The 7617-nt window shown below is 42.8% G+C and carries 7 protein-coding genes and 2 tRNA genes; 1 reads left to right on the forward strand and 8 read right to left on the reverse strand.

Annotation, left to right across the window (positions count from 1 at the left end; genetic code table 11):
- Nucleotides 1-325 precede the first annotated feature (325 nt).
- From IM462_RS16490 to IM462_RS16505, 4 genes are all read right to left on the reverse strand, one after another.
- Nucleotides 326-691, reverse strand: a complete 366-nt coding sequence (locus IM462_RS16490) for a hypothetical protein (protein ID WP_002735843.1) — start codon at nucleotides 689-691, stop codon at nucleotides 326-328.
- A complete protein-coding gene (locus IM462_RS16495) occupies nucleotides 692-1051 on the reverse strand; it encodes a YtxH domain-containing protein (protein WP_287699927.1) in 360 nt (119 codons plus the stop codon).
- A gap of 390 nt (nucleotides 1052-1441) precedes the next feature.
- A complete protein-coding gene (gene glsA, locus IM462_RS16500; RefSeq protein ID WP_159297159.1) occupies nucleotides 1442-2458 on the reverse strand; it encodes a glutaminase A in 1017 nt (338 codons plus the stop codon).
- Between the two features lie 82 nt (nucleotides 2459-2540).
- Nucleotides 2541-3389 carry a carbonic anhydrase gene (locus IM462_RS16505; protein WP_002792421.1) on the reverse strand — a complete coding sequence of 283 codons (849 nt, stop codon included), beginning with the start codon at nucleotides 3387-3389 and terminating at the stop codon, nucleotides 2541-2543.
- A gap of 168 nt (nucleotides 3390-3557) precedes the next feature.
- Between IM462_RS16505 and psbN the strand changes: the two genes are divergently transcribed.
- On the forward strand, nucleotides 3558-3689 hold the full coding sequence (psbN, locus tag IM462_RS16510; RefSeq protein WP_002736132.1) for a photosystem II reaction center protein PsbN: 132 nt from the start codon (nucleotides 3558-3560) through the stop codon (nucleotides 3687-3689).
- Here psbN and IM462_RS16515 read toward each other — a convergent pair.
- The 4 genes from IM462_RS16515 to IM462_RS16530 form a co-directional block, all read right to left on the reverse strand.
- Nucleotides 3686-6694 carry an alpha-mannosidase gene (locus IM462_RS16515; protein ID WP_287699928.1) on the reverse strand — a complete coding sequence of 1003 codons (3009 nt, stop codon included), beginning with the start codon at nucleotides 6692-6694 and terminating at the stop codon, nucleotides 3686-3688. The genes psbN and IM462_RS16515 overlap by 4 nt on opposite strands.
- 193 nt (nucleotides 6695-6887) lie before the next feature.
- Nucleotides 6888-6959 (reverse strand) — tRNA-Thr (locus tag IM462_RS16520).
- Nucleotides 6960-6967: 8 nt separating this feature from the next.
- Nucleotides 6968-7052: transfer RNA gene (locus tag IM462_RS16525), tRNA-Tyr, on the reverse strand.
- A gap of 137 nt (nucleotides 7053-7189) precedes the next feature.
- Entirely contained in the window at nucleotides 7190-7483 is a 294-nt protein-coding gene (locus IM462_RS16530; protein WP_287699929.1) for a ferredoxin, read from the reverse strand.
- Between the last annotated feature and the right edge of the window lie 134 nt (nucleotides 7484-7617).

A 7617-nucleotide genomic window follows, 5' to 3' on the forward strand; every position in this document is an offset into this window, starting at 1 on the left:
TCTCCCGAAACAGGTGCAAGATTCTGAGAGAATCGTGCTTCAAAACCTTGCGTCTTCATGGTTCCGCGTCCTGTAGGGGCGAAGCATTCGGACAATAACTTATCGGTGAAACCGTAGATTTTCTATCCGAATGCTTCGCCCCTACTTTTTCAGCAAACCCTATTTAGGGTTTGCTGAAAAAGTTTGTTGGTGGGGTTAGGAGTTGAGAGTTGGGGTTTTAGGGAGTTGGGGTTTGAGGGTTTTGGGGTATTAGTCGAAATTCTCCTATCTCCCCACTCCCCCATTTCCCAATTTCCCACTTCCCACTTCATAATTCCCCATCTCCTTAACTGCGTTTCCAAGTATTCCAAGCGACTTTAAAACCGATCAGGAGGCGACGGCTGCCACGATCGAGCTTGCTAAGACCAGCTTTAGCACTACCGAGACTGCGATCGACTCCTTGGACAACTTGGCGGGTACTTTTGACCCCCTCATCGATATTGTCGGTTAATTCGCTGATTTCCGCCCCTGTCAGGCGAATTGCCTCTAGAGTCGGGGGAAATTCCCGATGGAGGGTATCGAATAATTTTTCGGCACTGCGGGCAGCCCGGGCTAACTCTTGCAGAGCAGGTAAAGCGGCGATGAAAACCGCCGTTAAACTAACGGCGACTAGCAGTAAAGAACATCCTAGCCAGAAAATAGGTTCGGTCATTTAATAGTGATTCGAGTGTTGATTATCGCCTTCGGGGGATTCTTGCGAGTCGGGGAAAGGATTGTCCGTGGCTAGACTTTGACTAGCTTCGATTCCGGCTGTCACCGCCTCTTTTAATCTCATTAAAGTATCATCCCAATTACGTCGGGCCGATTCCGATAGGCGATCGGCCTGCAATTGCATCGTCGTGGTCAGATCTTCGGCTAATTCAGGCAAAGCCCGCGCGGATTTTTGCAGAATTCGACGGGTTTCTTTTCCAGATCTCGGTGCTACTAATAAACCCGCCACTGCCCCGATCGCACTGCCTACTAAAACCCCGACGACGAATAAGCCGCCGTTACCGTTATTTTTATCTGCCATAGGATTGCCCTTGTACTTAATTCCCAATTTTACGAGCAATTACACTTCTCTTGTGCAGTTTCTTCGGCAAAATTTTGACCTGTTGCTCTTGGTAAGCAGCAACCGACCTAGAAGGGATAAATTGAGAAAAAACTAGCGATCGGGTAAAACCTGATTTTATGGCTGACTTTGAGCCAATAAGGAAGTGAAAAAGAAGAACCTCTGGGAGTCTTGCCGTGTTTCGACCCCAAAGGTTCCTCTTATGCTGAACTTATACTCCTCACACAATAGTAATAATACACATAATCCGCTGCTTTTGTCAAGAGGTTTATGACATTTTTTTCCACAGACCTCTGGCCAAATTAATTTCCTGGGATCGGTAGGCGCTCTTGTCGGGGACAGCTATCAATATCAACTATTGCCTTCAAGCCATGTTTTTAAATCTCGTTCTGGTTTAGCCACATTGAATAAATGTAAACCAAAATCCTCTGAAATATCTTGACAAATTTTCACTCCTCTGATGCTGTTGCCTTTTTCATCTAAAAGGGGCGAAAAAGTCCCAATTCCCAACTGATGGGGAACTACTGCCGTAATTCCGCCCCCGACACCGCTTTTTGCTGGTAATCCTACCCGATAGGCCCATTCTCCCGAAGCGTCGTACATTCCACAGGTAAGCATAACACTGATCACATCTTGAACGTAGTGTTCATCGATCGCCCGTATTCCTGTGATTGGGTTGACACCCCCATTAGCTAAGGTAGCAGCCATGAGGGCTAAATCGTGAGCATGGACGAGTATGGCGCATTGTTGACAGTAAAGATCGAGGGTTTCTTCAATTTTATCGCTAACCATGCCAAAATTTAGCATCAGATAAGCCATGGCCCGATTGCGATTGCCGGTGGATTTTTCCGAGAGAAAAACGGGGACATTAATCTCGTGATCCCTGCCGGTATAGCGTTTAAACATTTCTAAAATACGTTTTAGCCTTTCGGTGGCATTCTGTCCGGTGATTAAATCCGTGGTAGCGATCGCACCAGCATTAACCATAGGATTATAGGGACGATTGGTTTTTTCATCGAGAATAATCGAGTTAAAAGCTTCTCCGGTGGGTTCAACACCGACTTTACTATTAACGTATTCTCTTCCGTGATCTTCTAGAGCTAATCCAAAGACAAAAGCTTTAGAAATCGATTGTACTGTAAAGGTTTGCTGACAGTCTCCCACCTCAAAAATCTGACCATCAGTGCTAATTACGGAAATACCAAACCATTCTGGAGCTGCTAGGGCTAATTCCGGAATATAATCGGCGATATGACCCGTCTGTAAATCAGAGTATTTTTCGTGAAGATAGTTAAGATAGTTCCGAAAAGGATAGACTAACTCTTGCTCGGAATTGACGGGACTAATAAAATCTTTTGGGGAAGCCATAGAGGAGTATAGCAGTTATCGTTTAATTGCCACTCTAGAGACGTTAATAAGCACATCTCTAGAGAATTTCTGTAATCCCTAATTAACTTCTCGAACCGCGATAAATGCGATCAGCTTGGGAGGGTTCTAAATAATTATAGCCCGGTTTTTGGGTTGAGGAGCCATTCTTTTTGGCCACAGTATTAACCGCAGGAGTCGCTTTTTTTACCTCCGCGTGAGTCCTGATATAATCCTCAGAAATCTTGAAGGGATGACTATTGGGAAGGTGACGACTAGAGGGTAAATTGTCTTCTGGTTCGGGATGAGTAATTTTACTATGGGGAGCGACAAAATCGTGTAGGATGGGATCGTAGGCTAAAATTTCGCCGGTTTCAATCCGAAAAATCCAACCGTGTAGAGATAATTTACCCTGATGTAATCGGGAACGAATAATTGGATAGCTTTGCAAATTACTTAACTGATTGAGAACATTTTCTGCTACTGTCACCTCGATCAGTTCTTCTCCTTCTAATTCTTTGTAATTATCCTTAACTAAACGTCGAGTAGCTTCTGCTTGTTTTAACCAATCGTAAACTAAAGGCATTTCATCGGCCAGACTCTGCAATTTTAGCAAACCTTTCATCGCTCCACAATGGGAGTGACCGCAGATAATCACTTGCTCGATGCCGAGAGCGTTGATAGCATATTCTATAGATGCACCCTCACCACCATTGGTTGCTCCGTAGGGAGGAATTATATTTCCCGCATTACGAATTACGAATAATTCCCCCACCTCCGCTTGGGTAATTAGGTTAGGATCGATACGGGAATCGGAACAGGTGATAAACAGGATTCTCGGTTTTTGTCCGTGGGAGAGTTGCTCAAATAATTGCCGATGTTCATCAAAATAACCACTCTGGAACTTTTCTAGTCCCTGTAGGAGTTTCTTCATAATAATTTTTCTGGTTTAGTTTGATCGCTATTTACTCGATCCTTTCAGCATTATCGGGCATGAGATAACAGCAATGCAACCGGCCAGATTAGCGATCGTTATCGGCGGCGAGATCGGTTATATTTTGTTAAGATAAGATACAGACTGTATCTAAGCAAATTTTATTCTATGGAAACTGCAACAATTTTGGGTGTTTCGATCGCTGCCGCTTTGGTAGGGATTACCGCTTTAGCTCTTTATACCGCTTTTGGACCGCCGGCAGCAGAATTAAGCGATCCTTTTGAAGATCACGAAGATTAATTCTTTAATAACCATGTGGCTATCTGCCAAGGAGAAATTTGCTCCATAGGATCGATCGCTTTTTCTAAACCATCGATCGATTCTTTTATTGTTAATTGTAATTGATTGGCAAAATCAATTACAGCGTTTTCTCCCTGACATTCATAGACGCGCATTACCCAACCCCGAGAGGCTGTTTCACTTGGTTTGAAACTCATTAAAATTAAGTTATCGGCCGAGAATTTTAACCATTGTGCCACGGGTGGCAACTGGGTTGATCGAGAAGAATTATTAATAAAAATAACGTTGACAGGTGAGTTTAACTGCCAAGCGTGATGGACAGTTTTCGCCGTTTTCCAGTTACCTTGATGGGGATATATTGCATAGGTAAATTCTTGGTTTCCCATATCCGCCTCGGGATCGGGCCAGCGGGGACTTCTCAAGAGAGTTAATCGCAGTTGCTGGTTAGTAGCATCATAGCCATATTTATTATTATTTAAAAGACTAACCCCGTAGTTTGCCTCTGTATCGGTTAAATCCGCCCATTTATGCGCGTAAACTTCCCATTTTGGCGATTCTGGTTCGTGGGAACGCTCGATCGCACCACAGGCAATTTCATAGGTGGTAAAATCGCTGTTGAGGGTGAGAGGAAAAGCGGTTTTTACTAAAGTATGTTCCTGTTGCCAATTAACAATAGTTTTAATCTGGAGAATAGGAGCATCTTTTTCTAAGATATAATCTTGATAAAATTGCGAATCACCTAAACTTCTGATCACGCGAATCTGCCAGCGCAAGGGACCACATTCTAAGCATTCGATCGATTTTAATACTGTTTTTGGTAAGGGATATTGTTGATAATTCGGATCGATATTCCAAGCGTCCCAATATTGTCCTTGATCTTTAAATGCCTGTAATTGATTACCAGCAGCTTGTAGGATTTCTTTTTGATTAATTATATCGAATATACTATCTATATCCCCCGTTTCCGAGTTAATGGTAACTTTAAGCATTCCATTATCTAAAATAAATTGGCAGTTAGTTAAATTTTGCTCGGCTGCTTGCTGATTGGCAACTAACCAAAATAACTTATAACCCACAGAAGGAATATTTTCAGCGAGAAATAATAGCTGATTGTCGTGGGATAATTGCGAAAGACAAAGACAATTATTCAAGTCATAAACCGAACAATTGACAGATTCTATTGCTAAAGAGATAACCTGGGTTCTTTCCCAGTTAAGAGAATTAAAAACTAGAAAAGGTTTTGCTTGGGGATGGGGGGGATTAGGTAAATTAATTTGATTAGCAATTGCCTGTAAAGCTTGATCTAAAATTGCTTCACCTGTGGTGATAACTTGCCGCCATAACTGATTAGCATCCCTAAATACTTCGGGGATCGAAGTACCGGGCAGTATATCATGAAACTGATTTAATAAAACCTTTTTCCATGCCGATTCTATCTCGACTTTCGGATAGGGAATATCTAGTAAGATATTAGCCAGAGAAGACCATAGTTCCCCTTGATACAAGAGGATTTCACAGTAACGATTATAAGCCTTTTGGTCGGCGTGGGTAGTATAACAACCCCGATGGAATTCTAGATATAATTCATCATCCCAGATAGGGAGATTACTTGTCTCGAGACTGTCCAGATAAGTTGTTGCTTGGCTAAATTTTAACTGGGGGAAAAAAGGAGATTTTTGCCAACGTTGGGCCACCTCTAACATATCACGAGTCGGACCGCCGCCATGATCACCAACACCGGGCAGCCAAAAAATCTCTTTTAAGCCGGTTTGCCGTTCCCAATTGAGAGCATGATCGGTCATAATAATTGGGTTAGTATCCATAACTCCGGCAACATTGGGAGGAGACATGAGGGAAAGAATTTTACTGCCATCGGGAGATTGCCACCAGAAAAAACCGTGGGGAAATTTAGTCGTATCATTCCAATGGAGTTTCCCGGTTATAAAATATTTGATGCCAAAAGATTTAAGAATTTGCGGCAATTGGTAGGGAAAACCAAAGGTATCCGGCAGCCAAGCAGTTTTAGTGATTTGCCCAAATTTTTCTTGAAAATATTTTTGTCCATAAAGCAGCTGTCGAAATAGGGATTCCCCAGAGATTAAATTGACTTCTGGTTCTACCCACATCCCGCCCAAAAGTTCCCAAGATTGCCCTTTATATGCCTCTAGAATTGCTTGAAATAGGTCAGGATGATGTTTTTCTATCCATTCGTAAATTAGGGGACTAGAATGACCAAATACTAGGTTAGGAAAATCTTTTTGCAGGTTTAAAACCGAGATAAAAGTGTTTTTTGCTACTTGCCAAGTTTCTGCCAACGGCCACAACCAAGCCAGATCCAAATGTGCATGACCGAGAAGATGAAAACTGCGTTCTTTGAGAGGTTGAGCGAGGGTTTGTAGGGATTGACGAATTGATTCTAGGGAGCGATTAAATTTATCTTTGTTGGTGACATTATCCCAGTCAATATTATCGAGAGTAGCGGTAAAAGCTGCTAAGTTTTCAGGATAAAAAGTTTGTAGATAATTATGGAGGATGGTTAATTCATCAGCAACAAAACTAGGATCGATAGCTTGGCTATATTCATAGATTAACTCTGATTTCATCAAACCACCAATATCATGATTGGGACTGACTAAACGCAGAGTAACAACGATTTCTTGACCAGTAGAGACCGAGTTAGAAAGTAAAATGCGCGTGGAAGAATCAAAGAGATCTCCTGCTTGGATAAATTGATTATTAACATAAATTTTGACATCTTCCGCCCACCAAGTTAAGATTAATCTCAGTTCCATTCCCGCTAAAGGATAACCGGCTAAATGTTCGGGGACAATAATTTTTTGAGTTAGATATTGGATTTGTCTGCCGGCCGGCCAAATAATGTATTGTTTTTCATTGAGGGTGACGGGTTGAATTGGTTTTCCCTCTGCTGTAGCGATCAACCAATTTTTCTGAACATCTCTGCGGGTGAGGTGAGACAGTTTAGCGATGTTGTCAAGGGGAGACATGAGCTAACAAATAAGTTAATTTTGATTATTTTAGGCGATCGATGTCTAATTGGGCTAGGGGAGAACTTATGTTAACGCCATAGTGCTGAAGACTTACTTAATCTCATCCGCCAACGGCTGATTGAGAATGAGCAGGGAAAGCAAAAACCTAGTATTAGGCAGAAAACCTCTTTGGGGAGAGGGTTTTAGAGAAAGCCCGTGATGAGGATTGAACTCATGACCTCACCCTTACCAAGGGTGTGCTCTACCACTGAGCTACACGGGCATTGATCGTGGTGGGCCGGGCCGGATTCGAACCAGCGTAGGCGTAGCCAACGGATTTACAGTCCGCCCCCATTAACCACTCGGGCACCGACCCATTAATTCCACGATTAACAATCATAGCACCCTTAGCTAAAACACACAAGTGTTTAGGGAAAAAAATTTTTGAGCCATAAAATAACTCCCGTTAAAGCCATGGCTTTAACGGGAGTTTTCTGATAATCTCGAGAGAGATTAGAGTAAACTTTCTTCTTGGTGAGTTTCGATCACACAGTCAGAGGTAGGATAGGCGACGCAGGTGAGGACATAACCCGCTGCAATTTGATCGTCATCAAGGAAGGATTGATCGGATTGATCGATTGTACCAGATACAAGTTTACCGGCACAGGTGGAGCAAGCTCCCGCACGGCAGGAATAGGGTAAGTCCAGTCCTTGCTCTTCAGCTATATCGAGAATGTAATCATCATCTTTAACATCAATTTCATGCTTGCCATCGGGTGTTATCAGGGTGACTTTATAGGTTGCCATCGGTTGTTCCTCTTAATTAAATGCTAGTGAAAGCGGCAGTCTCTACAATTGCCTCTCGCCCGTCCTCAGAGTGAACGATTGGAGCGAGTTTCATTTTTGATACTACGGGAAAATCTGCCTGACTCAGCCTTGCA

It is taken from the genome of Microcystis sp. M144S2 (assembly GCF_020246065.1).
Classification (GTDB): Bacteria; Cyanobacteriota; Cyanobacteriia; order Cyanobacteriales; family Microcystaceae; genus Microcystis; species Microcystis ichthyoblabe_A.